The sequence below is a fragment of the Flavobacterium sp. genome (assembly GCF_046073885.1).
In the GTDB taxonomy this organism is placed as follows: Bacteria; Bacteroidota; Bacteroidia; order Flavobacteriales; family Flavobacteriaceae; genus Flavobacterium.
Map to the genome: position 1 here is coordinate 84,373 of NZ_JBJTND010000011.1, position 25,636 is coordinate 110,008.

The 25,636-nt window shown below is 33.8% G+C and carries 22 protein-coding genes; 6 read left to right on the top strand and 16 right to left on the bottom strand.

The window, feature by feature from the left end:
• Window positions 1–112: 112 nt before the first annotated feature.
• The 3 genes from ACKOWY_RS01585 to ACKOWY_RS01595 all read left to right on the top strand — a co-directional run bounded on the left by ACKOWY_RS01585 (window position 113) and on the right by ACKOWY_RS01595 (window position 3,648).
• On the top strand, window positions 113–1,237 hold the full coding sequence (locus tag ACKOWY_RS01585) for an endonuclease/exonuclease/phosphatase family protein (RefSeq protein WP_408939686.1): 1,125 nt from the start codon (window positions 113–115) through the stop codon (window positions 1,235–1,237).
• Between the two features lie 59 nt (window positions 1,238–1,296).
• Complete coding sequence (locus tag ACKOWY_RS01590) at window positions 1,297–1,845, top strand: 3-hydroxyanthranilate 3,4-dioxygenase (RefSeq protein WP_408939687.1); 549 nt, start codon at window positions 1,297–1,299, stop codon at window positions 1,843–1,845.
• Between the two features lie 249 nt (window positions 1,846–2,094).
• Window positions 2,095–3,648, top strand: a complete 1,554-nt coding sequence (locus tag ACKOWY_RS01595; protein WP_408939688.1) for an aldehyde dehydrogenase family protein — start codon at window positions 2,095–2,097, stop codon at window positions 3,646–3,648.
• Window positions 3,649–3,722: 74 nt separating this feature from the next.
• On the opposite strand, the gene ACKOWY_RS01600 is transcribed toward ACKOWY_RS01595, so the two are convergent.
• Genes ACKOWY_RS01600 through ACKOWY_RS01610 form a run of 3 tightly spaced genes read right to left on the bottom strand, consistent with a single transcriptional unit; the run spans window position 3,723 to window position 5,594 of the window.
• Window positions 3,723–4,298 carry a PhnA domain-containing protein gene (locus ACKOWY_RS01600; protein WP_408939689.1) on the bottom strand — a complete coding sequence of 192 codons (576 nt, stop codon included), beginning with the start codon at window positions 4,296–4,298 and terminating at the stop codon, window positions 3,723–3,725.
• 15 nt (window positions 4,299–4,313) lie between these two features.
• Window positions 4,314–4,805, bottom strand: coding sequence for a DUF6646 family protein (locus ACKOWY_RS01605; RefSeq protein WP_408939690.1), 492 nt, complete (start codon window positions 4,803–4,805; stop codon window positions 4,314–4,316).
• Window positions 4,806–4,856: 51 nt separating this feature from the next.
• Window positions 4,857–5,594 (bottom strand): metallophosphoesterase family protein, encoded by a 738-nt coding sequence (locus ACKOWY_RS01610; protein WP_408939691.1) that lies wholly within the window; start codon window positions 5,592–5,594, stop codon window positions 4,857–4,859.
• A 135-nt stretch (window positions 5,595–5,729) separates the two neighbouring features.
• Between ACKOWY_RS01610 and ACKOWY_RS01615 the strand changes: the two genes are divergently transcribed.
• Both ACKOWY_RS01615 and ACKOWY_RS01620 read left to right on the top strand, forming a co-directional pair.
• Complete coding sequence (locus ACKOWY_RS01615) at window positions 5,730–6,476, top strand: Bax inhibitor-1/YccA family protein (RefSeq protein WP_408939692.1); 747 nt, start codon at window positions 5,730–5,732, stop codon at window positions 6,474–6,476.
• A gap of 66 nt (window positions 6,477–6,542) precedes the next feature.
• On the top strand, window positions 6,543–7,772 hold the full coding sequence (locus ACKOWY_RS01620; protein WP_408939693.1) for a GDSL-type esterase/lipase family protein: 1,230 nt from the start codon (window positions 6,543–6,545) through the stop codon (window positions 7,770–7,772).
• Here ACKOWY_RS01620 and ACKOWY_RS01625 read toward each other — a convergent pair.
• The 3 genes from ACKOWY_RS01625 to dinB form a co-directional block, all read right to left on the bottom strand.
• On the bottom strand, window positions 7,769–9,247 hold the full coding sequence (locus ACKOWY_RS01625) for an MBOAT family O-acyltransferase (protein ID WP_408939694.1): 1,479 nt from the start codon (window positions 9,245–9,247) through the stop codon (window positions 7,769–7,771). The two genes, ACKOWY_RS01620 and ACKOWY_RS01625, sit on opposite strands and share 4 nt — an antisense overlap.
• Entirely contained in the window at window positions 9,244–10,758 is a 1,515-nt protein-coding gene (locus ACKOWY_RS01630; RefSeq protein ID WP_408939695.1) for a hypothetical protein, read from the bottom strand. Before ACKOWY_RS01630 ends, ACKOWY_RS01625 begins: the two co-directional genes overlap by 4 nt.
• Before the next feature lie 131 nt (window positions 10,759–10,889).
• Window positions 10,890–11,972 carry a DNA polymerase IV gene (dinB, locus tag ACKOWY_RS01635; RefSeq protein ID WP_408939696.1) on the bottom strand — a complete coding sequence of 361 codons (1,083 nt, stop codon included), beginning with the start codon at window positions 11,970–11,972 and terminating at the stop codon, window positions 10,890–10,892.
• Window positions 11,973–12,022: 50 nt separating this feature from the next.
• On the opposite strand from dinB, the gene ACKOWY_RS01640 reads away from it, so the two are divergent.
• Window positions 12,023–12,490 (top strand): CYTH domain-containing protein, encoded by a 468-nt coding sequence (locus ACKOWY_RS01640; RefSeq protein ID WP_408939697.1) that lies wholly within the window; start codon window positions 12,023–12,025, stop codon window positions 12,488–12,490.
• A gap of 1 nt (window position 12,491) precedes the next feature.
• Here the strand turns inward: ACKOWY_RS01640 and ACKOWY_RS01645 are convergent, their stop codons facing one another.
• From ACKOWY_RS01645 to ACKOWY_RS01690, 10 genes are all read right to left on the bottom strand, one after another.
• Window positions 12,492–12,983, bottom strand: a complete 492-nt coding sequence (locus ACKOWY_RS01645) for a septal ring lytic transglycosylase RlpA family protein (protein ID WP_408939698.1) — start codon at window positions 12,981–12,983, stop codon at window positions 12,492–12,494.
• A gap of 66 nt (window positions 12,984–13,049) precedes the next feature.
• Window positions 13,050–13,439: a hypothetical protein gene (locus tag ACKOWY_RS01650; protein ID WP_408939699.1), complete on the bottom strand. Its 390-nt coding sequence runs from the start codon at window positions 13,437–13,439 to the stop codon at window positions 13,050–13,052.
• A 95-nt stretch (window positions 13,440–13,534) separates the two neighbouring features.
• Entirely contained in the window at window positions 13,535–16,312 is a 2,778-nt protein-coding gene (locus tag ACKOWY_RS01655) for a TonB-dependent receptor (RefSeq protein WP_408939700.1), read from the bottom strand.
• Between the two features lie 217 nt (window positions 16,313–16,529).
• Window positions 16,530–18,170, bottom strand: a complete 1,641-nt coding sequence (gene pgi, locus ACKOWY_RS01660; protein ID WP_408939701.1) for a glucose-6-phosphate isomerase — start codon at window positions 18,168–18,170, stop codon at window positions 16,530–16,532.
• 110 nt (window positions 18,171–18,280) lie between these two features.
• Window positions 18,281–19,513 carry a peptidoglycan DD-metalloendopeptidase family protein gene (locus tag ACKOWY_RS01665; RefSeq protein ID WP_408939702.1) on the bottom strand — a complete coding sequence of 411 codons (1,233 nt, stop codon included), beginning with the start codon at window positions 19,511–19,513 and terminating at the stop codon, window positions 18,281–18,283.
• Window positions 19,514–19,528: 15 nt separating this feature from the next.
• Window positions 19,529–20,455: a tryptophan 2,3-dioxygenase family protein gene (locus tag ACKOWY_RS01670; RefSeq protein ID WP_408939703.1), complete on the bottom strand. Its 927-nt coding sequence runs from the start codon at window positions 20,453–20,455 to the stop codon at window positions 19,529–19,531.
• On the bottom strand, window positions 20,452–21,228 hold the full coding sequence (locus tag ACKOWY_RS01675) for a DUF3108 domain-containing protein (protein ID WP_408939704.1): 777 nt from the start codon (window positions 21,226–21,228) through the stop codon (window positions 20,452–20,454). Before ACKOWY_RS01675 ends, ACKOWY_RS01670 begins: the two co-directional genes overlap by 4 nt.
• A 299-nt stretch (window positions 21,229–21,527) precedes the next feature.
• The gene (gene hppD / locus ACKOWY_RS01680) at window positions 21,528–22,688 is read right to left on the bottom strand and encodes a 4-hydroxyphenylpyruvate dioxygenase (RefSeq protein WP_408939705.1); all 1,161 of its coding nucleotides are present in this window, start codon (window positions 22,686–22,688) and stop codon (window positions 21,528–21,530) included.
• Between the two features lie 55 nt (window positions 22,689–22,743).
• Window positions 22,744–23,901 carry a homogentisate 1,2-dioxygenase gene (locus ACKOWY_RS01685; protein ID WP_408939706.1) on the bottom strand — a complete coding sequence of 386 codons (1,158 nt, stop codon included), beginning with the start codon at window positions 23,899–23,901 and terminating at the stop codon, window positions 22,744–22,746.
• A 209-nt stretch (window positions 23,902–24,110) separates the two neighbouring features.
• Complete coding sequence (locus ACKOWY_RS01690) at window positions 24,111–25,574, bottom strand: APC family permease (protein ID WP_408939707.1); 1,464 nt, start codon at window positions 25,572–25,574, stop codon at window positions 24,111–24,113.
• Window positions 25,575–25,636 lie beyond the last annotated feature (62 nt).

The window sequence follows — 25,636 nt, forward strand, 5'->3', positions numbered from 1 at the left end:
AACTGAAGTCTTAATAAAAACTTAACAGCCTACAAATGTACATTAATTTAATAAAAATAGTACTTTTGGTGCAAAGTTTGTAAAAACTTCACCATAATTTAATATTCAATTTATGAAATTAAAAACCTTTTTTGTACTCCTGCTTGCTTTGATAGCAATACAAAGAGTAAACGCTCAAGCAAAAAGCTATATTTTACACACCGTAGCATTTTACAATTTTGAAAATTTATTTGACACCATTAATGATTCGAATATAGATGAAGAATGGTTGCCAGATGGAGCGCAAAATTGGACCTCCAAAAAATACAATCAAAAGCTTGAAAATTTAGCCCGAGTTCTTTCTGAAATAGGAACCGGATCCATTCAAGATAAAAAAAATCCAAATTCTCCAACCCTTATTGGAGGTGCCGAAATTGAAAATCGTGGCGTATTAGAAGATTTAGTAAAACAGCCAAAATTAGCAAGCTCCGATTATGGAATTGTACATTTTGATTCGCCAGATAAAAGAGGAATAGATGTAGCTTTATTGTATCAAAAGAAACATTTCAAAGTTACCAGCGCTATCAATATTCCATTAATAATTTACAAAAAACAAATGGATGCTTCAGCAAAAAAGAAAAACGAAGCCGATGATGCATCCGATGATAAATCGGAAGTTGAATTAAATTCCGAAAGAGTGTATACCCGAGATCAATTATTGGTTACTGGGTTTTTAGATGGTGAAGAAATCAATGTTATTGTAAACCACTGGCCTTCTCGTTCTGGAGGAGAAAAGAAAAGCTCTCCTTTTAGAGAAGCAGCCGGAGCTTTAAACAGAAAAATAATTGATTCCTTAGTGAAAATAAACCCTAATGCTAAAGTCATTACGATGGGCGATTTAAATGACGGGTCCTATAATAGAAGTGTTAAAGTAGCCTTGGGCGCCAAACTTAAGAAAACCGAATTGAAAGAATCAGGAGATATTTACAATCCGTTTGAGCAAATGGCCAAAGACGGAAACGCCTCCTTATTTTATAGAGATGCCGGAGACATCTTCGATCAAATCATGATTTCACAACAATTTACGTTACCTGATTACAATTCTTTTAGATATTGGAAAGCCGGAATTTATAACATGCCCTATATGATTCAAACGGTAGGACAATATAAAGGCTATCCCCTACGACATTCAATAAACGAAGTCGGTTTTAGCGATCACTTTCCGGTTTATATTTACTTAATAAAACAAATCAATTAAATTTTAAAGGTTAGCCGAGCTAACCTTTTTTATTTTTAGTATTTTCGTAAAAAAAAGACATGGCAACGTTAAAACCATTTAATCTTTCGCAGTGGATTGAGCAAAACCGACACCTATTGGTTCCTCCTGTAGGAAATAAAAATCTATATGTAGATTCGGGCGATTACATTGTTATGGTTGTTGCAGGTCCCAATGCACGAAATGATTATCATTACAACGAAACCGAAGAATTGTTTTACCAACTTGAAGGCGACATTACAGTTTATATTCAAGAAGAAGGACAAAAAAAAGGCATGCACCTTTCTGCAGGGGATATGTTTCTACTTCCTGCCAAAACCCCTCATTCTCCTAGCCGAACCGAAAATTCCATTGGCTTAGTAATTGAAAGAAAACGTGCCGGAAAAGGTTTCACTGATGGGTTATTATGGTTTTGTGAAAATTGCAATACCAAATTACATGAAGCTTACTTTGAGTTGCACGATATTGAAAATGATTTTCTGCCTCATTTTACAGAATTTTATAATTCTCAAGAAAAGCGAACCTGCACAAATTGTGGTACCATTATGGAAACCAACCCAAAGTTTGCAACAAAAGAAAACAAATCTTAATTCAATAATTTGGTCAGCCTGAGCTTGTCGAAGGCCAGTAGCCTTTCCAGCTCTCCATTTCAAGTCCTCACAAAAAAATAGTATTTCTAATGCGTAATAATGAGCTTCCGTTGGTCGCTATGATTACACAAGAAATAGATTATTTTTTTGTTCCGGGCTTTCCATTTCCATCTGGGCTAATTATCAATAATTCAAAATAAACTACTATTTTTGTATAAATTATAAAAGAACCAAACAAAATAACATACAATGGCAACAATTGCACAACAATTCGGAATGGTGGAAGCACTTGAAATTTTAGGCGTAAAAGCCGTAAACGAAGGTACTTCAACTGGAAACAATCATTTTTCTAACGGATCAATTATTGAAAGCTACTCGCCAGTAGACGGACAATTAATTGCAAAAGTAAAAACAACCACTCCCGAAGATTATGAAAAAGTAATGCAAACTGCTTCCGAAGCATTCAAAACATTCCGATTAATGCCTGCTCCAAAAAGAGGAGAAATTGTGCGCCAATTTGGAGAAAAACTAAGAAAATACAAAGAACCTCTAGGCAAATTGGTTTCTTACGAAATGGGGAAATCCCTTCAAGAAGGGTATGGTGAAGTTCAAGAAATGATAGATATCTGTGATTTTGCTGTAGGGTTATCACGTCAATTACACGGTTTAACCATGCACTCAGAGCGTCCAGGGCACCGCATGTACGAACAATACCATCCATTGGGAATTGTAGGAATTATTTCTGCTTTCAACTTTCCAGTTGCGGTTTGGTCTTGGAATACAGCATTAGCATGGATTTGTGGTGATGTATGCGTTTGGAAACCATCTGAAAAAACACCTCTTTGCGGAATCGCTTGTCAAAATATCATCGCTGAGGTATTAAAAGAGAACAACCTTCCTGAAGGAATTTCATGTTTAATTAATGGCGATTATACTGTAGGAGAATTAATGACGCACGATAAACGTGTTCCTTTAGTTTCTGCAACAGGATCTACTAGAATGGGTAAAATTGTAGCGCAGGCATGCGCCGCAAGATTAGGAAATTCATTATTAGAATTAGGCGGGAACAATGCCATTATTGTAACTCCAGACGCCGATATTAAAATGACCGTTATCGGTGCTGTATTTGGAGCCGTAGGAACAGCAGGACAACGTTGTACTTCAACAAGACGTTTAATTATTCACGAAAGTATTTACGATAAAGTAAGAGACGCAATTGTTGGCGCTTACGGGCAATTACGAATTGGGAATCCATTAGACCAAAACAACCATGTTGGACCACTTATTGATACGCAAGCAGTTCAATTGTACCAACATGCATTAGAAAAAGTAGTTGCTGAAGGCGGAAAAATATTAGTTGAAGGCGGAGTGCTTTCAGGGGAAGGTTACGAAAGTGGATGTTATGTAAAACCTGCTATTGCTGAAGCTAAAAATGAATTTGAAATTGTGCAACACGAAACTTTTGCACCGGTATTGTATTTATTAAAATATTCAGGTGATGTGCACGATGCCATTGCAATTCAAAACGGAGTAGCACAAGGATTGTCTTCTGCAATTATGACCAATAATTTGCGTGAAGCAGAAGCCTTTTTATCCGTTGCAGGTTCTGATTGCGGAATTGCAAATGTAAACATCGGAACTTCAGGCGCAGAAATTGGTGGTGCTTTTGGAGGAGAAAAAGAAACAGGTGGTGGTCGCGAGTCGGGTTCAGATGCATGGAAAGTGTACATGAGAAGACAAACTAACACAATCAATTACACTACAAGTTTACCTTTGGCACAAGGAATTAAGTTTGATTTGTAGTCTTACATAATGAAAAGAAATAAAAAAAGCGTCCAGAATAGGACGCTTTTTTTATTTTTATGGCAAGGGATAACTTACTTGGTTTTCTTAACGTATTGAGTTAAGATATAAATATGTTGTCCTTCAACACGGCCTTCAATAAGTGTAGCATCGTCCCAAACTAATTTGATGTTGTGCACTGCAGCACCACGCTTGGCTGTGAAAGTAGCTCCTTTTACATCTAAATCTTTAATTAACACTATAGAATCTCCGTCTTGAAGGATATTCCCGTTTGAATCTTTGTGTACAATTTTCCCCTCATCGTCATCATTTTCACCTGTTGCAGCCGCCCATTCTAAGGCATCTTCGTCTAAATACATCATGTCTAATGAATCTTGTTGCTTTAATCGAGCCAACATTCTCCAAGAAACAATTTGCACCGGAAGGTGTTCATTCCACATACTATCACTCAAACAACGCCAGTGGTTTTCATCGGTTGTTTCGGGATTTTCTATTTGACCTACACAGGTTTTACATGCTAATATACTATCTTCGGGAGTCGCCTTTGAGTTAGGCGGAATGTGATAAACAACTAAATTTTCATCGGTACCACACAATTCGCATATAGAACCGCTACGATCCTTCAATCTTTTTTCTGTTACAATACTCATTTTATTTTTATTAAATTATAAATTAAAGGAAGCGCCTATATTAAATACGAATTGGTTGTTTAAATTTTCATATAAAATTGGGCTCGTTTTATATTTTGCTATTGGAAATCCGATCTCAGAATATACCCCAAATCCATTGGTAAAGAAATAACGCGCTCCAAGATGTGCTCCAAAGTTGCGCAATCCCAGATCCAATCCTGGATAGATATCAATATTATTTTTTAATTTAAATACGTTGCCAATATTGGCATTAAATCGTGCTTTTACATCAAATCGATCTTCAAATTTTGGTGTCCCAAAATCTTCGCTTGTATTTAACAAATAGGAAGTAACAAAACCATACGACATGTTTTCACCAATTCCAAAATCGTTAGCAACCGAAATTCCAGAACCCCATTTTTGAATATTCGCTCCTACTTGAAATTTAATATCTCCTTTTCCTTTGTAAGCCTGTGCACTTACAAAGCCAGAAATAGCCAGAAACAGAACAATAAGTGTTTTTTTCATAAAGCGATTTGTTTAGAATACAAAGATAGAAATTCAATTGCAAAGTGCATTTTAATTTCTTCCCTTTTCTAGCGGATACAATTCAGGCAGCAAATCACTTTGCCAATATTCCTTTGTATCTACATCCATAATTGTTAACGGACCTTTAAATGCCGCTCCGGTATCTACATTCCAAATACAAGCTTTATTTACTGGAATCGTTTGATTTATTTTCGTGACAGGGGTATGCCCAATAAATATCTCTTTGTAGAGTAATAATCTTCTTGGGTAAAGTAAGGACTCTTTATCTAGGTTTTTATCTAACGCTAACGCAGTTTCCCATAGTGTTCGATCCCAATAAAATAATTTCGGGAAATATTCAAAAGCAATCCCATTCATATTGGTAAATCCTGCATGAATAAACAAGCGGTTTTGGGAGTCGAGATAATAATTTTCTAATGAAGAAAAAAATGCCTTATGAATCGTTTTCGTGTTTTCTGATACTGAAGCATAGGCTTTCACTGTAGCCTCCCCACCATGATTATACCACATGGATTCATTAAAATTTTCAAAATTTTCAGAGAGCCAATCCAGTACCAACTCATCATGGTTGCCTTTAATAAAAATACATTTTTGACGCTTCCCAAGTTCAATTAAATAATCAATTACCTGAGGAGATTCACTCCAACCATCTACATAATCACCTAAAAAAATTAAAGTATCTTTTTGAGTTACTTGCGCGCGATCCATTATTTGAAGTAAGGCACGCAAGCCGCCATGAATATCTCCGATAACTAGTGTTCTGCTCATAATGGATACAAACTTATACAAAGTAGGCCAAAAAACAGCAATTTGTATTTGTTTAAATTAGGTTAAATAATTTGGCATTTCTTTTTTCATTTCAAAAGAAGAAGTATATTTGAAAAACAAAAAATTTTAAATGTTATGAATTCAAAAAATCCATTTTTTAAATCTGATACTTTTAGTAGTAACAAAGTTCATGATGCAGTAATTATGGACATGGATCAAACCATGACAGTTGCAGGCACAATCAACAAAAGTTTTATTCTTTTATTATTGTTAGTACTGGGTGCTTTTGGTACTTGGAACATGGTTTCTAATGCTCAAAACCCTATGATTTTTACCATTGGAGGTGCTATAGTAGGTTTTATTTTAGTATTAATAACATCATTTAAACCGCATCTTTCATCTTATTTATCTCCTGCTTATGCAGTTTGTGAAGGGTTATTTATTGGTGGGATTTCTGCGATTTTAGACCAAGTTTACCCAGGTATAGTAATTCAAGCAGTATCGTGCACTTTTGTAACGTTTTTAGTTTGTCTTGGATTGTATAAATTTAAAATTGTTCAAGTAACCGAAAGATTCAGATCTATTGTAATCGCTGCTACTGCTGCTATTGCAATCTATTATTTCTTCTCTTGGGTATTGACCTTTTTTATTAGTTTTCAGCCTATTCACCATGGAAATTCTATGGCGAGCATTGGAATTAGCCTTTTTGTAATTGTAATTGCTGCTTTGAATTTATTTTTAGATTTCGATCAAATCGAAGAAGGTGCCGCTCAAAGAGCTCCAAAATATATGGAGTGGTATGGTGCCATGGGATTAATGATTACTTTGGTTTGGCTTTATGTTGAATTCTTAAGATTATTATCTAAATTATCTAAAAGATAATATTAAAATAGATTTGTATAAAAGCCGTTCTTTAGGGAATGGCTTTTTGTTTTTTATCCCTTTTTTATGTCTAATAACTATTTTTTTGCATTCTTATTTGTGCTGTTTAGTGCAGTGCCTTTACGTGCACAAAAAATAGAAGATTGGAATCCAAAAAAAATTGACACTACCTTAAATACCGCTGTTAACCTTTCAAAAAACACCCTCGAGAACAACAACTCTTTATTTCCGCTTTTAGCTAAATTGTATAAGATTAAACATTACAGCAAGGAAAACGCGGTGTTTGTTCATATTGGGGATTCTCATATCCAAGGGGATGTAGCTACTTCGGTAATTCGGAATGAATTGCAAAATTATTTTGGTAATGCCGGCCGCGGAATGGTTTTTCCGTATCAAGTTGGAAAATCAAATGCGCCTTATGATATTTTTTCAAGTAGTAACAGCGAATGGAAAAGCAGTAGATTGGCTCGCCCCGACACTACAATTACGTGTGGCGTTTCGGCTTTTGGAATGCAATCTCAATGTCCAGATCCAGAATTTAACTTTGAATTACGCCCTCTTAATGGTGTCAAAGATTCGTTTGATAAAGTACAATTGTTTTTAGGAGGTCCTGTATCCGAATTGTATTTGGAATACAACGATTGTGATGCCGAAAATGGCTGCTTTGCTTCGGCTCCAGATCATACCATATTAAATTTAAAGGCACTCACTTCGGGTTTCCGACTTGCGTTTCCTACCAACGACACCATTCATTTTTTTGGCGCTTCTTTAGAAAAAAGAGATGCTTGCGGAATTATTTATCACAGCATTGGTGCCAATGGAGCTAAATATTCGGATTTTAATAAAACTTCTCAATTTTGGAAACATTTAAAGAAATTAAAAGCCGATTGTTTTATTGTTTCACTAGGAACTAATGAGGCTCAAGACCTAAATCTAACTTCAGAAAGTTTTATAAATGATGTGAAAATTATGGTTTCTAAATTGCGTATGGCCTCACCGGATGCCTGTATCATTCTAACCACTCCTCCTGTTTCTTTTTTTAAGAAAAGTAAACCAAACCCAGCTTTAGAAACTATTACCGCTTCTCTTATAGAGTATTGTAATGCAAATAATATAGTTTATTGGGATTTATATTCTATTTCAAATGGGATAGAAGGTGCTTCAATTTGGAAGAAGAAACAATTGCTACGACAAGATTTAGTTCACTTTTCTAGAGAAGGTTATACGCTACAAGGTAATTTGTTTGTGGCTGCTTTCGCAAAAGTTTGGAACGAGTTTTTGTGTAAAAACTACTAAAACTGTAAATAGATCGGCATTACCGGTTTTGCGCTTTTAAATACTGAATACAGCACAATAAAAACATACATTCCTACCAAGTAATACACCATTGGAAAGTGTTTTTGTCTTTCGATAAATTTTTCTGAAATGCTATCCGGAATTAAATGAATGGCATAGCCAATTCCAATCATACTGATTACGTATTTATAATTTTCTACATATTCGTAGGCACCATCAAAAGTGAATTGATACATTATTTGATGGATGAATTGCAGTGCAGTATCCAAATTACTTGCCTTGAAGAAAATCCAACAAAAACAAACAAAATGGAAGGTAATTAGTGCAAAGAAAAAGTTACTCAACCCAGAAGGCAACAACTTTACTTTTCCGAAAAGGGAGGTCCACATTTTATTGATCATTAACCCCGTACCGTGAAGCGCTCCCCAAATGATAAAATTCCAGCTTGCACCATGCCAAAAACCTCCGATAAGCATGGTTAAAAATAGATTTATATTGGTTCTGAATTTACCCTTACGATTTCCTCCCATGGAAATATATAAATAATCACGCAGCCAACTCGAAAGCGAAATGTGCCATCTGCGCCAAAATTCACTCACCGATTTACTTTGATAAGGCGATAAAAAGTTGGTTGGGATTGTGATCCCCATCCATTTTGAAATACCAATTGCTACATCACTATACCCACTAAAATCGCAGTAAATTACAATAGCATATCCGTACAAAGCCACCAAACATTCCAGTCCATTATGAAGATGAGGTCCGTCAAAAACATAGTTTACGAGATTCACCGAAATATAATCGGAGATGATTAATTTTTTAATCAATCCAGTGATGATTAAATAAAATCCCTTTGAAAAATCGGTGTCACTTACAAAATAATCTTTCTTTAATTGCGGTATAAAATCTTTGGCCCGAACTATTGGACCCATTACTAGTTTTGGAAAAAATGAAAGGAATAATATATAGTTTACAATTCCTTTTTCGGGCTCAATTTCTCCTCGGTATACATCAATGGTATAACTCAGATTTTCGAAAGTAAAAAAGGAAATTCCTATTGGCAATAAGATGTGTAAGACATTAAATTTTAGTTCGGAAAAATTATTCCATACTTCAATAAAAAAATTGGTGTACTTAAAATAAAACAGTAATCCGAGGTTGAAAATAACACTCAAAAACAATAAAAATTGTTTGCCTCCCTTTTTTTGTACTTTATAGATCCAATTGGAAATTCCGTAATTAAAAAACGCAGATAGAATCACAATAGAAACAAAACTTCCGCTCGCTTTATAGAAAAAATAAAGAGAAAATAAAGAAAGTACTATAGCTCTGTGCTTATAGTTTTTTCTAAATAAGTAATAAAATAAGATGAATGCCGATAAGAAATACACAAAGAAACCATTGTTAAATAACAATGGATTATGAGCATCATACAAAAGCTGATCTTTTACGCTATTCCAATCTATTTCTATCATATAGAGTCGGCTTTTATTGTAGGTGTTTTCGGACCTGTTACGTTTATTTCTTTAGGTTTACTAATAGGAGCTTTTGGGGGTTTTATTTTTGGAGTATCCTGTTTTAGCTTAACAGTTTCTTTTTCATTTACTGTTGTTTTCTGAGAAACCGGCAGCTTAGATTTTTTATAAGCTACTGCTTTTTGATAATCACCTATAAGTGCCTTGAAAATGGTTTTACTTACTGCTTTTGCTCCCCTAAAGTTAAAATGAATATAATCTTTATTTGCCAATTGAACAATGCTGTCAGCCCATTTTACAATAGTTCCGTTGCCACCAATTGATTTATAGAAATTATAAAACGGAATGTTGGTATCATAAGATAAACGAGCCTGAGTTTGAATTAAAGAATCAATTCCGATGGCGGTTTTCCATTGTCCGTCATAATTAAAAGCTCTATCGGAACAGCTAAACAATAAAAACTCCGTATTTGGCATATTGTTTTGAAACTTCTTAATAACAGGGCGCATCCCTCGATAGTAATAATCGTAATTGGTGTCATTAGGTTGGAACATTAAATTCACTCCATATTGAAAAACAATTAAATCATAATATCCCGACTTATCTAATTTTGCCAATAAACCACTGTTTATTTTTTTAAGTTCAACTCCTGTAATTCCACGGAAAGAGTAATTGTCCAAAACTATCCCCGTTTGTGGCTCAGAACTTACTCCGTAAATAGGTGTGTTCTTTGCATATACAGTAAATTTTGCTTTATTTGAGGTTCCGGTTTCAACTAAAACTCGATTGAATTCGGAGTTGGCAGGAATTTTTCTTACAAAATCATTAATTTTTAAAGCAATGGAATCTCCTTTTCCGTAGAGCAGCCATTTTTCAGTTGCTTGAGCGCTATTTTTCTTCACATTGTCTCTAAAATCAACTTCCAAATTGGAGCTGTAAAAAGAATACCCGGACAGAAACAATCCAGCTCCATGTTCTTGTTTTTTAAAATTATCAACTTTAAAATCTCCACTAGTAAAAACTTTGGCGGTTCTTCTAAAATCGGATGAAACGCAAGATATAGGCACATAACCAACGCCTTTTTGTTGACCAAAATAATTTTGAAGTTGCTCTCGAACATCTTGAGTGATAAAATCGCCTTCTATTTGGCTGTCGCCAAACCATGCAATTCTAATTTTAACTTTTTTACCTTCTGCAAGTTGCATAAGTTTTTGGCTAATTTTAGGTAAAGCTGGAGCTAACGTATCTGCGTTAAAGCGAATGAGTGTATTTTTCTTTTGATAGGCATCCAATTCATTGATTACAAATCCTTCTATTATTGCAGTTTTAGAATGCGGCTTTGTTTTAATTGTGCCTTTTTTAGTTTTCTCTTTTACTATAATATCCGAGATTAAATTCACATTTTTAAAATAAGGATAATAGGCACCAATCTCTTTTGAAAAAACAGATAAAATCAGCTGAATGCTTGTGACCAATAAAATAAATAGGATTACTTTTTTGCTATGGTTCATGAACCTTAATTAGAATTGGGTTGTCTTAAATAGCTTTGTTTATCGGTTCAAAAAAATATGAATTTCTCGGCAAAAGTAAAAAAAAGGAAGCGTGTTTTACATTTTATGCAAAAATAATTTTGATATCAGTTTTAAAATTCAAATCGCAATTGCACTACGACCGTTTTTTTAATTTCGGTATTTAAATTATTCAAGGAGATACCTAGTAATCGTACCGATTCTTTCATGCGATCTTGGTATAATAATTCTTTGGCCGTTTCTAATATCAACCCTTTATCGGAAATAAAATAAGGCAGGGTTTTACTGCGTGTTTGGGTTGTAAAATCGCTGTATTTTATTTTTAAAGTAACTGTTTTACCAGATATAGAATGTTTTTTTAATCGCCTTTCTAACTCGGATGCAATGCGTTCTAACTTTTCCAACATGAAAATCTCTGAGGTTAAATTTTCATTAAAAGTATGTTCTGCACCAACCGATTTCGATATACGATTTGTTTTTACCTCGCTGTTATGAATGCCTCTTACTATGTTGTAATAAAATTTTCCGCTTTTGCCAAAATGCTGTTCTAGGTATTCTTTTGATTTTGATTTTAAGTCTTTCCCGGTAAATATTCCGTGTTTGTACATTTTTTCTTTAGTGACTTTCCCAATGCCGTAAAACTTCTTAATGTCTAATTGTTCTAGAAAATCTACTACTTCATCTGGATTTACCGTTTTTTGTCCGTTAGGTTTATTGTAGTCACTTGCTATTTTTGCCACAAACTTATTGATAGAAATACCTGCCGAAGCGGTTAATCCTACTTCCTCAAAAATTCGTTTTCTTATTTCTTGAGCAATTAGGGTGGCGCTGGGATTTCCTTTTTTATTTTGGGTAACATCCAAATAGGCTTCGTCTAGAGAGAGTGGTTCTACTAAGTCGGTATAATCCAAAAATATCTTCCGAATCTTCTTAGAAATTTCTTGGTACCTTTCAAAGCGAGGTTTTACAAAGATAAGTTCGGGGCAATTTCGCTTGGCCTGAATGCCACTCATTGCACTACGAACACCATATTTCCGAGCTTCATAGCTCGCCGCCGAGACCACACCTCGCGTTTCGCTTCCGCCTACGGCTAATGGTTTCCCTTTGAGTTCTGGATTGTCCATTTGTTCAACCGAGGCATAGAATGCATCCATATCTACATGGATGATTTTGCGTTGTATGTTTTCTTCACACATACTACAAATTTAGTTTTTTAATAGTATTTTTGAAGCAAATAGTTGGAATTATGATTGAAATAGAACGTAAATTTTTAGTTACTTCAATGGATTTTATTTCAGAGTCTTTCAAGCAACACAGCATTGCTCAAGGCTATCTTAACTCCAATCCGGAACGCACAGTGCGCGTACGAATAAAAGGCGAAAAAGGATTTATTACGATTAAAGGAGCTGGCAATGAAAGTGGTCTTTCTAGAATGGAATGGGAAAAAGAAATTCCATTTGAGGAGGCTCAATCGCTTTTGCAATTATGTGAAAAAGGAGCTATTGAAAAAACCCGATATGAAGTTAAATCTGGGGATCACATCATTGAAATTGATGTATTTCAGGGAGAAAACCAGGGTTTAATTTTGGCCGAAATAGAGCTTCAAAATGAAAATGAATCCATTGAAAAGCCAAATTGGTTAGGGGAAGAAGTAACGGGAGACATTCGCTTTTACAATTCCTATCTTAGTTTACATCCCTTTAAAACTTGGTAAACTAGTTTTGTAAAATATCTAGCGAAACATTTATATAACCTGCTCCACTGCTTGATGCAATGGTAAAGAACGCTTTTTTAGATAAATCAATTTCACGCCCTCTTACAAATGGCCCCCTGTCGGTAATTTCTACTACAACCGTCTTTCCGTTTGAAATATTGGTAACTCTTATTTTGGTTCCAAATGGCAAAGTTTTGTGAGCGGCTGTAAGTTTATTCATATCATACACTCTTCCGCTTGCGGTTCGACGTCCATGAAATTTGTTTGCATAATAAGAGGCTCTAGCTGTTTTTTTGTAGGGCTTAAATTTATCTTTATTAGCTGCTAATGAATCAGCAATAACTAAATCTTTATCAGAAAGTTTTACTTTTTTAACCGAATCTTTACTTATTGTTTTAGTATCTTTTTTCCCAATTAGAATGGACTGTGCAAAGAAACTGGTGCCTAGAAGCACAATAAATAGTACAAGAAGTTTTGGAATTCTTTTTTTCATCTTTGATGTGTTTCAATTTAATATTGATTCTTTTCGTCTAAGGATAGACCCAATAGAATTTATTAATTAGAACCATAAATGCCAAGGAATTCTGGCTAAAATTAGTAATAACCCTATTCCATAAAAGATGGAAATAGTTTTAAATTTTGCTTCGCTTGTAGTTGCTTTTTTATGTTTAGACCAACCAATTGTGATTAATATTATAGCTAAAATATTTACATAAGGATGATCAGCATTTACTACTCCTAATTTTTGTTCAGGTAAAAAATAAAGCACCAATCCTACAAGTAATTGAACGTGAGAAAAAATCAATCCAAGTAAAGCAATTGTTCTGTCTTTAGAAGAGAATTCCTTTTTTGAAACCATTCCTAATACCGAATTAAGAACTGTTATTACTAATAATAAAAGCGCTAAATAAGCCCAACCAGAGTGAAATTTTTGAATAAACGCGTACATATAATTTTGTTTTGTTTTAACAAATATACAGAAAATATAGAATAAAAAAACCTCTTCGGTTAAGAAGAGGTTTTAAATATTAGGAAAGGGACTTATTAGAAATTATAAGTAATTCCAAAGTTCCACGTTCTTCCATATCCGAAGAATACTTTATTTGCTGTAGCAACACCATTATAAGTTGCACCTGCTTGCTGGTAAGTTTGAGTACCAGATTTGATATCATCTGCAAAAATGTTAGTGCTAGACTCAGCAATATAGATTTTATCAAATACGTTGTTCATGTTAAATCTGAAGTTTACAGAATCAGACTTATCTTTACCAACTAACATCTTATATGAGAAACCTGCATCTGCAATACCAAAGTTTGGCAATTGTAATGTTCCTTTGTTTACTTCTGTACCAAAATTGTTTGGAGAAATATTTGCATATAATTTATCATAATAGTTGTAGTTAGCATCTAATGTAAATCTTTTTACAATTTCATAACTAGCTCCAATTGCAGCAGTTAATTGTGCAGCATTACCAACTTTTACTTTATCTAAATATAATGTTTGTGCTGTACCCCCTGAAATAGGATTGTTATTTACGTCAAAACGATTACTTGTAGCGTTACCTGAATAAACCCAGTTTCCAACAGAAACCATTCCGTTTAATTTTAATTTAGATAATAATTTAGCATTCATATCTAATTCAACACCAGTGTGTGTTTCATTTACTCCAGAGAAAGTGTAATATCCACCTGGGTTATTTGCTTGGTCTGAATCTACACCTGTTGTAAATCTGTTTTGCCAAGTTGTGTAATATAAATTCAAGTTTGCATTAAATACAGATGAGTGGTATCCGTAACCCGCTTCTGCTGATTGAATTTTTTCATTAACTAAGTTATCATTAACAATATTAGCATTGTTTGGATATACAGCATTTAAGAAAGGTTGTTTAGAATACATTCCAGCGTTAACAAAAACATTCATTTTAGAATTTAAGTTATAGTTAACTCCAGCTTTAATGTTACCTCCAATTAAGTTTTTATAACCTGTTTTTGCTAAAGGATTAGAAGCTAAATATTTAAAATAATCATCTCTTTTATATCCTTGTTGAGAAACAGCACCTTGAATAAAGGCAGAAATATTATTTTTCGAATACTCTAATTGAGTAAATGCACCATACCAATTTACATTAGAGGTATTATAGTAGTTGATTTTTTGTTGGTAATCAGTATCAACAAATGGATTTCCACTTGGTTTAGGAGCATAAACTGTAGAATAATAGTTATAAACACCTAATTGATTTGCATCTGATTTATCTTTGAAATTATTAGCACCGAAAAGGTTTACTAAGTTTTGGTAGTGAATGCCTTTGTATAATCTTCCTTCTACACCAAAATCTAAAGTTAAATTATCAGTTAATTTTTTATCTAAATTAATCACACCACCATACCAGTCATGAGAATTAACAGAAGCAATTTGAGAAACCCCAGTACTTAAGTCAGTAGCAGAACCAGTAGCAGAACTGTTTGTAAAGCTTCCTGCAGAAGCAGTTCTAGTTCCAATTGGAGTAACTTGACCTGAATTCCAAGCGCTAATTAAATCAAAATTGATTAAACCATTAGCGTCTCTTAAAGCATTATTAGCAGAATATGGGTTGTTACCTTTAATACCTCCCACAGAAGTTGTTCCTCCACCACGACCCCAAGAGCCATAAACTACAGTAGATAATGAAGTTTTTTCATTTATTTTGTAATCCCAGTTAAAAGAGGCAACTGGCTTGTGGTAATAGTTAGTTTTTAAACTTGCTTGTTGTCCGTTTAAATAACCCCAATCAGCATTGTATTTAATGTTTGGCTCATCAATACCATTTCCGTATTTAATATATTCAGTAAGAGCAACAGAAGTAGACCTTTGGTTATGCCATTGAGGTGCTCCTGTGAATGTAATTTGGAAATTATGTTTTTCGTTTAATTTGTATCCTAATGCAATAAAGTAATTAGCACCTTCAAATTTGGTTCCGTCTGCAAACATGTTTCCAGCTGTTCTGCTTAATAAAACAGAAGCAGATAAACCATTTTTCATAAGACCAGTATTGTAAGCAGCTTGTGTTTTTAAATAGTCATTATTAGCAACCATTGTTGAAACAGAACCACCTTCCTTCATATCTGAAGTTTTGGTTATTACATTAATTGTACCACCTACAGATGAAATAGCTAATTTAGAAGCTCCAAGACCTCTTTGAACTTGCATTGCAGAAGTCACATCAGATAAACCTGCCCAGTTACTCCAGTATACAGAACTATTTTCCATATCGTTTACTGGAACTCCATTAATCATTACTGCAATATTTTTTTGATCAAATCCACGAATTACTACTCTTGAATCTCCAAATCCACCACCTGCTTTACTTGCGTAAACTGAAGGAGTGCTTTTTAAAATTTCAGGAAATTCTAAGTTTCCTAATTTTTGTTGAATTTCTGAAGCTCTAATAGTAGAAACTGCTACTGGAGTTTTTCTGTCTTTAGCAACGTCAATTACACTGCTTTTAACAACGATATCTTCCAATTGATTAGATATAGACACTAATTTAATAGCACCTAAATCTACAGTTTCACCTTTGTTAACTTTAAAGCTAACAGTTTGTGTTTGAAATCCTACATAAGAAATTACTACTTGACCTGAAGCAGCAGTAGTATTTAATGTAAATTTACCATCCATGTCTGTTGAAGCTCCTGTTGTAGAACCTTTAACAATTACATTTACACCTGGTAGAGCACTTTTAAGCTCATTGTCTAATACAGTTCCTTTGATTTTCCCTTGAGAAAACATGGTCGCAGCCATTAATAGAAACATCATAGAAAATAAATTCAATGTGATTTTTTTCATGTTTTTTGTTTTGTTTAAATTTTTTGCAAATTTCATATATAATTTCATCTTAAATGTTAAATAAATGTTAACAAAAAGATTTTCTGTGTATAATTACTATTTAACCAATCATTTTTATAAAATCTCTAAATAATTAATAACAAATTAATTAAATCAATAAAAAAACCTCAACACTAGTATTTAATATTGAGGTTTTTAAACGAGATTTTATCAATTATTATTTTTTTAGAAAATGATTCAGCAATAATGATGTAGAACTATCGTGTTGAGCTATTGTATTACTATTAATTTCATCTAATATGGAGTTGGCCAATTGTTTGCCTAATTCAACTCCCCATTGATCGTAACTAAATATATTCCAGATAATTCCTTGTACAAATATTTTGTGTTCGTACATAGCCACTAAACTTCCTAAACTTTCAGGTGTTAATTTATCGATTAGAATAGTATTTGTAGGTTTATTCCCGGTAAATACTTTAAAAGGTTTTAAATAAGCTGCTTTTGCTTTTTCTATACCTTGTTTGTCAAATTCTTCTTGCACTTTTTCTGGAGTTTTTCCATTTAGCAAAGCTTCAGTTTGTGCGAAAAAATTAGACATTAATTTATTGTGGTGTTCTTGATCTCCATAGAGCGGGGTTACATACCCAATAAAATCGGTTGGAATTAATTTGGTTCCTTGGTGAATTAATTGAAAAAACGCGTGTTGTGAATTGGTTCCAGGCTCACCCCAAATAATGGTTCCCGTTTGATAATTTACAGGCTTACCATCTCTACCAATACTTTTTCCGTTACTTTCCATGATGCCTTGTTGTAAATATGGAGCAAGTTTTTGTAGGTATTGGGTATAGGGAATAATCGCTTCGCTTTCAGCGTCGAAAAAGTTGTTATACCAAATGCTTATTAATGCTAATAATACCGGAATATTTTTTTCGAAAGAAGCTGATTTAAAGTGTTCATCCATTTGATTCGCACCTTTTAATAATTTATCAAAATTATCAAAACCAACAGCCAAACTTATTGATAATCCCACGGCAGACCAAAGTGAAAAACGACCTCCAACCCAATCCCACATTGGGAAAATGTTATTGGCATCTATTCCAAATTCGGTTACTTTTTGAATATTTGTGGAAACGGCAACAAAATGTTTGGCTACATCTTCTTGTTTAGCAGATTGTAAAAACCAACTTCTAATGGTCTCCGAATTGGTAAGTGTTTCTTGCGTGGTAAAAGTTTTTGAAACAATCACAAAAAGAGTGGTTTCTGGATTTACTTTTTTTATGATTTCATTTACATGGTCACCATCTACATTGGAAACAAAATGAACGTTCAAATGATTTTTATAATATTGTAACGCTTCCACTACCATTGCAGGGCCTAGGTCGGACCCCCCAATTCCAATATTTACCACATCGGTAAAAGGTTTACCTGTGTAACCCGTTCTTATTCCCGAAATAACTTCATGAGAAAATTTTGCAATGCTGTCTTTCACCGCATATACTTCTTCCATTACATTTTTTCCATCAACGATAAATGAGGCCGATTTAGGAGCTCGTAATGCAGCATGTAAAACTGCACGATTTTCGGTTTGATTAATCAATTCTCCATTGAAACATTGCTCAATTGCTTTTTTTAATTGCACCTCTTCGGCCAATTGCAAAAGCAAATCAATAGTTTCAGAGGTAATGTTGTTTTTAGAATAATCAACTAAAAAATCATTCCATTTAAGATGAAAATTAGAAGCTCTTTGTGCATCATTTTGAAATAGTTCTTTAATGGAATTGTTTTCCATTTTAGAAAAATGATTTTTTAAATTTTGCCAAGCTTGTGTATTGGTTGGATTGGTGTTTGGTAAAGCCATACTTTTTTATTTGAGGGACAAAATTAGATAAAAGAATACATAAAAAGTTATCAATTGATTAATAAAATACGATACTAATAAATGCAAACGATGTAGTTGATTCTTTTTTATTATTTGGATTTTTTTCTAAAAGTAACTTCGGCAACACTATCTAATTCTCTTTTTAGTGGGCGTATGATTTCTTTATATCGAGGTAAATTTCTTCCCTCCATAGTTTGAGAATTGGGTAATTTTAACTTTAAAGCATCTACTTGTACTCCGTTTTTCCAGAATCGATAACACACATGAGGCCCCGAAGCCAATCCGGTGCTTCCTACTTTTCCAATAATATCTCCTTGTTTTACACGTTGCCCTCTGCGGACTAAAATCCTCGACATGTGTAGGTATTGGGTGGAGTAGGTTTTGTCGTGTTTTACTTTTACAAAATTTCCATTTCCAGTGGTATAACCTGCTTGTTCAACAACACCTGCCGCAGTGGTCATAATAGGAGTGCCGGTAGGCGCTGCATAATCAGTACCTTTATGAGCTTTCCAGATAAGTTGTACAGGATGGAATCTGTTTTTAGTAAAATGAGAGGTGATATTTACAAATTTAAGCGGTGCTTTTAAGAAAAAGTTTTTTAATGCTTTCCCGTTTTCATCGTAATAATCTGTTTTTCCATTTCGTTCTTGAGCAAATGGGAAGGCATAAATTTTTTCTCCTTTGTATTCAAAAAATGCCGCTCTTAAACTATCAACGCCATCATAAACAGTATCGTTAATGTATCTTTCGGTAAAGCTCAAGGCAAATTTATCGCCTTTTCTAGATTTGAAAAAGTCAATAGACCATGCAAAAACTTTGGTCAACCTGCCCGAAAGTGTAGGTTCTATTTTCATACTTCTTAAAGTTTGGGTTAATGAACCGGTTAGTTCACCTGCTACAGTTCGAACTTTAAAAGTAAGCGGTCTTGTTTTTTTATATCCAATAATTGAATCGGTTAAATCAATAAGGTAGTAATCTAATCGAGTAGGTTGGTAAATAAGATACTGTAATTTATGGTATTTATCTTTAGATCGTAAACAAACATAAGGTCTTTCAAAGCGCACGCTTGTAGAAAACGAATCTTTTACTATTCGAATAATATCAGCCGCTTTTCTTCCATTAAGATTTTGTTTTTTTAGAATTCTTTCAAAAGTATCTTGACTTTGAATGGTGTCGTAATGCACATTAAATTCGTCATAATGGAAGCCAAAATCAACGATTGGTTTTTGAGGTTCGGCATCTTCAATAACAAAATCTTCTTGCGAATTTTTACAAGAAGTTAGCGCTATTACTACACAAAAAAGAAATGCAATTTTTTTCAAAATGCCGGTTTTACTTTAACAATTTTCTCCCCAATTTTTTAATTCTTCCTCACTCCATAATTCAGGAAAGAAAATTCTTCTTTGGTATTTTGGATGCATGTATTTTTTCCAATCGCTTCCTCCAGTTGCTTCTCCAGATCCTTGACCGCTTTCAATATATTTTTTTGCGGCATTTAAATGCCCCATAACCCAAGTAATATTAACCGTTTTGTCATAGTGTCTCATGGCAGCAATCAATTCGGTGTTTTTTTGATCGGCCTCCGGAAGTTGTTTGAATTTTTGCCAAAGATTACTAGTGTTATGTTCTTCCATATAGCGTAAAAATTCGGCTTTGTATTTTCTTTCAAATTCAAGAATCAAATAAGACTTTTCTCCCGTTTTATAATCTTTCCCTGCTGCCTGCCAGTATAAATGTTCAAAGGCATGAGAGTAAGGTGTATTGCGATCAATAGTAGCTCTAAATCGGTGATCAATTAAATTAATTAAATCGGTAGAAGCAAACTCAATTAATCGATATTGCGCACTTTGAAAACCACTTGCTGGAGTTAGCGTATTTCTAAATTTCATATATTGATCTACTTCCATTCCATCACCCATAATAGTAAATGAAGTGGTTAACATATCAAAATAGCGGCTAATTCGCATTAATTTTTCAGCAAAAAAATGTGTTTCTGGCTTATCTAAATTGCAAACTTGATCTATTTCCCAAAGAATCATTTTGAATAACAACTCATTTACTTGATGGTACATAATGAAAACCATCTCATCAGGCAAAACCGTTCTTTGTGTTTGTAGATTTAATAATGCATCGGTTTGAATATAATCCCAATAAGTTATTGGCTTAGACCAAAGAAACCCTTCAAGATGGGTGTCGGTTTTTTGATTTATTGCATCAAATTTATTTTCTAAATCGGCTAATAATTTTGCTGTTTCTGGTGTCATTGGGTTACTTTTATTGTAAACGGATTGGATAATCCTTTAAATGATTCTAAATCTGCTTTTAAAGATCCTATTGCTAAACTCGCTTTGATTCTAAGTGGTAACTTATTGGCATCATCTGACACCCAAACGGTTACACTTTCTTGCTCTTTAAAAACACGCCCAGCTTGAACTAAAGGTCTAAAAATCATACAAGGAACAACGCCAAATTTACTGTCTAAATCTTCTTTTCCAATGTATTTTAACTTAAATTTTGTGGTTTCCTGATCAAAAAACATGTCAATTGCTATTGCTTCTCCCACTTTTAATTTATCCACATTTGGGTGTTTTCTTAAATAATAAAAAGTAGAAACAATATCTTGAATATTCTCTGGTGTTGTAAAAGTTTGGCTGGTATTGTTTTTATAATCTTTAACCACGATGGTGTTTTTTTCCTGATTAAAAAAACCTTCTTCGTTTTTAGTATATCCTCCTTCATCTATTTTTCTAACATATTGGTAAGGTTTACCAGTAACTTTGTCAAAATAGGTTTCGTAATTATCTTCTACATTAAAAAACCATTTAGACATCCCGGTAGTGTAACCTCTTCCCACGGCGTGGTATACTTTTTTGTTATTTTTTACAGCTTCTTTAACTTCTAGTGTAGCATAACCAGCAGTTACCATACCATAATGAATTCTAAATTTAAACCATTCGCCAGTATCAAAAGCAGAATCTTGAAGGGTGTCAAAACTTACAGTGAGGAAGAATAGGGCAAGGACAATTATTTTTTTCATAGGAAATAGTATTTAGGGCTTACCTATAATAACGCAATTTCTGTTCCAAATATATTAAAACAAAAAAACTCCATCAAATTTATGATGGAGTTTTTGTACTATTAACCAACCTAAAAACTATAAATTATGAAAATTTATATAAAAAATTAATGGAAACCACTCCTTCAATTTTTTTGTTGGTACAAAGATAGAAAAGTCGTTAGATTATTCTCAGCAAAAATTCAACTTTAACATATTTTTATTAATAATATCGTTACTACAACGATATATTATGATAATTTTCTAATAAAATTAGCAATTTACAAAGTTCCTCTTAATGCTTGTTCTCTTTCAATTGATTCAAAAAGTGCTTTAAAATTACCTGCACCAAATCCTTTTGCCCCCATTCTTTGAATTATTTCAAAAAATAAAGTTGGTCTATCTTCTACGGGTTTTGTGAAAATTTGCAACAAATAACCATCCTCATCAGCATCCACTAAAATAGAAAGTTCTTGCAGTTTTTTAATATCTTCTTTCATCATATCCATATGAACACCAAGTCGTCTTGGAATATCATCATAATACGCTTGTGGTGGTGGAGGTAAAAACTCTACGCCTCTTGCTTTTAATCCGGATACTGTTTTAATAATATCGTCTGTGGCAACTGCAATATGTTGAACCCCCGGACTTTCATAAAAATCAAGGTATTCTTCAATTTGAGATTTTTTATTTCCTTTGGCTGGTTCGTTAATCGGGAATTTAATTCTTCCGTTGCCATTAGACATTACTTTACTCATTAATGCAGAGTATTCGGTATGAATTTGGGTATCATCAAAAGATAAGAAATTTTCAAATCCCATAACCTCCTCGTACCATTTAACCCATTGGTTCATTTCGCCCCAACCTACATTACCAACCATATGGTCAATATATTTCAATCCCAATGCTTCTGGGTTGTAATCGGATTTCCATTCTTTAAATCCTGGTAGAAATAGGCCATTGTAATTTTTTCTTTCTACAAAAATGTGTACCGTTTCACCATAAGTATAAATTCCAGAGCGAATTACTTCTCCATTTTCATCTTTCTCAACGGTTGGTTCCATAAATGATTTTGCGCCACGTTTTGTAGTTTCTTCCCAAGCAGAAGTTGCATCTTCAACCCATAACGCCACCACTTTCACTCCGTCTCCATGTTTGCGCAAGTGCTCATTAATTGGAGAAGCACTATTTAAGGGAGTCGTTAATACCAAACGAATTTTATCTTGTTTTAAAACATAGCTTACTGCATCACGAGATCCAGTCTCTAGTCCGCGATAAGCATACGATTGAAAACCAAATGCTGTTTTGTAATAGTGAGCCGATTGTTTTGCATTACCTACATAAAACTCTACATAATCGGTTCCTAAAAGTGGTAAAAAATCTTGTGCCCCACTAAATATTTTTTCTAGTCCGTATTCTACGGATTTTACTTCTTTTGACATAGTTATATATTTTTTATTTTCGAATTTTGGCTTCGAAAAAGTTGCCATTATTAATTTATTCTACCCACGATTTATAATATTTCCCATCGTCTATTCCCATGGCTTCTTCAGTAACCATTAACGGACGGAACGTATCTACCATCACCGCCAATTCTTCGGTTAATGTTTTTCCAATACTTCGTTCCATTGCTCCCGGAGCTGGGCCATGCGGAATCCCTTTTGGATGCAAAGTAATATGTCCTTGTTCTATATTATTTCTCGACATGAAGTCGCCGTCTACATAATACAAAACCTCATCAGAATCGATATTGCTATGATTATAAGGCGCCGGAATTGATTTTGGGTGGTAATCATAAAGTCGAGGTACAAATGAGCAAATTACAAAAGTCCCTGTTTCAAATGTTTGATGCACCGGTGGCGGTTGATGTACTCTTCCTGTTATAGGCTCAAAATTATGAATAGAAAATCCATAAGGGAAATTATACCCATCCCAGCCAACTACTCCAAAAGGGTGTGTTGCATAAATTACTTCATGCATCATTCCTTCTTTTTTCATTTTAACTAAAAAGTCCCCTTTATCATGGTGGGTTTCTAATTCTGTTGGTAATTTAAAGTCTCTTTCACAAAATGGTGCATGTTCTAAAAGTTGCCCTGATTCATTTTTATATCTTTTTGGAGTATAAAAAGGCGCAAAACTTTCTACATAAAACAATCTATTGTCTTCGGTATCAAATTGTATTTGATAAATCATTCCACGTGGGATAATTAGATAATCTCCATATTCAAAAGAAATATTCCCCATCATGGTTCTTAATTTCCCTTTTCCTTTATGGATGAAAATCATTTCATCCGCATCGGCATTTTTATAGAAATATTCGGTTAATGATTTTCTAGGCGCTGCTAATCCAATGGTACAATCATTATTAACCAGCATGGCTTTTCTGCTGTCTAAAAAATCATCTTCAGGTTTTAAATCAAACCCTTTTAGTAATAAAGATTTTATGTTTTTACCGATTGCTATTTTAGGCTCAACCGAATACGATTTTAGAATTTCTTTTATTTGAGTTGGACGATGCACCTCATACAATAAAGAGGAGTGACCACTAAATCCCTCAGTTCCGAAAAGTTGTTCGTAGTACAACCCTCCATCAGGATTTTCAAATTGAATGTGGCGTTTGGGAGGAATGGTCCCTAGTTTGTGATATATTGGCATTTTTCAAAATTTAGTAATTAAAGAATTTCAATATGTAAAAATTAAGTAATTAGTACATAAATTAATGGCACATTTTACCAACTCATTCCGGATTTCTCTTGATGAGGTATTTTAATAGAAGCGGTAAATTGTCCCAATTTTTCATTAAAACAAATATTTGAAAAAACCCCAAAAGTCAAATCAAGTTGACTTTTGGGGTTTGTATTAATTTATTCTGGATTATTTAATTTAGCTTTTCTTTTTCCGTAAATGAAATAAATAAATATTCCAATTACTAGCCATCCTAGAGATAGCATTTGTGCATCAACACTTAAATTAATCATTAAGTAGGTATTGATAACAATTCCGAAAGTTGCGATTACCGGTAAGAAAGGCACTTTAAAAGGTCTGATTAATTCAGGTTGTTTTTTTCTTAAAATCCAAACTGCGATACACACCATAGTGAAAGCAAATAAGGTTCCGAAACTAGTCATATCGGCTAATTTATTAATTGGAGTAAAAGCAGCCACTACCGCTATTACTGCTCCAAGAATCAATAAATTGGTTTGAGGGGTACCTGTTACTCCGTGAATTTTAGAGAATACAGGCGGGATTAATCCGTCTTTAGACATTCCTAAAAATATTCTAGATTGTCCCATAATCATAACCATTAATACCGATATTAAACCGATTGTTGCGGCAATAGTAACTACATATCCAGCCCAAGCTTGACCTGCAATATCAAAGGCATAAGCAACGGGTGCTTTTATCGCTTCAGGATATTTTCCTAGTGGATTAAAATCACTATAATTCATCATTCCGGTTAATACTAACGATACCAAAATGTATAAAAATGTACATACCAATAAAGATGTGATAATAGCAAAAGGCACGTCCTTTTTCGGGTTTATGGCTTCACCTGCTTGAGTGGAAACGGCATCAAATCCTACATAAGCAAAGAAAATTGCCGCCGCACCAGAAATTACTCCAGTGATACCATAGGCTTCATGTGATTTTCCAGCTCCGTCAACAATGCTAGTTGCTTCTGGAATAAATGGGTGCCAATTGGCTGTATTGATAAAGAAAGCACCTGCAATAATCACAAATAAAACCGCAGAAACTTTAAGCATTACAATTAAATTATTTGCTTTGGCAGCTCCTTGCGTACCTTTAATTAAAATTGATATTACAAAAATAACAATACAAAATGCCGGTAAATTCATAGAGAAACCTTCTCCAGTATAACTAGCAGGATCACTTGTAAGCCAATCTGGAAGGTGCAAGCCAAACATTTTTAATAGTTTATTGAAATAACCCGACCAGGATACGGCAACCGTCATCGATCCCATGGCATATTCAAGAATTAATCCCCAGCCAATTATCCATGCAAAAAGCTCGCCGATGGTTCCATAGGCATAAGCATAAGCCGAACCTTCAACGGGTAAAATAGAGGCAAATTCTGAATAACATAATGCTGCAAAAACACAGGCAACACCTGCAATAATAAATGACAGTGCTAGAGCTGGTCCTGCATGATAATAGGCTCCAGTTCCGGTAAGAACAAAAATTCCGCCACCAATAATAGCACCAATACCAATTGCGGTAAGACTCCATTTACCTAATACTCTTTTTAATTCACTTTTTTTCATATCTGCTTCAAAGGCAGAAACAGGCTTAACTCTCCAAATAGACATAGTGTGTGTTTTTTATTTATATTTCAAATATACTTTTTTTGTTTAATATTTTTACGAAAATA